Source organism: Oceaniovalibus guishaninsula JLT2003 (assembly GCF_000299575.1).
In the GTDB taxonomy this organism is placed as follows: domain Bacteria; phylum Pseudomonadota; class Alphaproteobacteria; order Rhodobacterales; family Rhodobacteraceae; genus Palleronia; species Palleronia guishaninsula.
In genome coordinates this window covers 1-600 of record NZ_AMGO01000045.1, presented here as the reverse complement: position 1 = coordinate 600, position 600 = coordinate 1, and the positions used below count along the sequence as shown (strand labels likewise).

The following is a 600-nucleotide window of genomic DNA, read 5'->3' as shown; positions in this document are numbered from 1 at the left end:
AGATCGCGGTCTGCGCCGTCCACCGTCACGGTCAGAACCGCACGGTCTCCGTCGCGCCGCGCGGCGTGATAGGTTGCGCCGTCAAGAACCGTGACACTCTCGGCGCGCAAGACCTCGGTGAGCGCTTGCGCCACCTCCGGCTCGGTGCGCGGCAACAGGCGCGAGCGGCAGACGATGGTGACGCGGGTGCCCATCCGCGCCATCATCTGCGCCAGCTCCACGCCGATATAGCCGCCGCCGAGGAAGATCAGGCTTTCGGGCAACCGGTCCAGCTCCAGCAGCGACGTGCTGTCGAGCGTTGGTGCGTCCTGGATACCGGGGATGTCGGGCACGGCGGGTCGGCCACCGGTCGCGACGATCACTTTGGGAGCCGTGATCTTGCGACCGCCGACCTCGACCCCGCCGGGGATGAGCCGTGCCGGACCCTCGTCGACATAGGTCACACCGTAGTAGCCCGGCAGCAGGTCGGCGTACTTCTTCTGGCGCAGCGTCGCGACCAGATCGTCCTTGGCCGCGACCAGCGCAGCCCAGTCGGCGACCTGCGCCTCGCCGCGAAGGCCCGGGAATCGGGACGCCGCCTGCGCGCAGTGCACGGCTTCG

At 69.8% G+C, this 600-nt stretch carries 1 protein-coding gene; it reads right to left on the bottom strand.

Going from position 1 to position 600, the window contains the following annotated elements; all coding sequences use genetic code 11:
- Positions 1–600 (bottom strand): FAD-dependent oxidoreductase (locus OCGS_RS09310; RefSeq protein WP_040610871.1); only part of this gene is annotated, 600 nt, incomplete at both ends.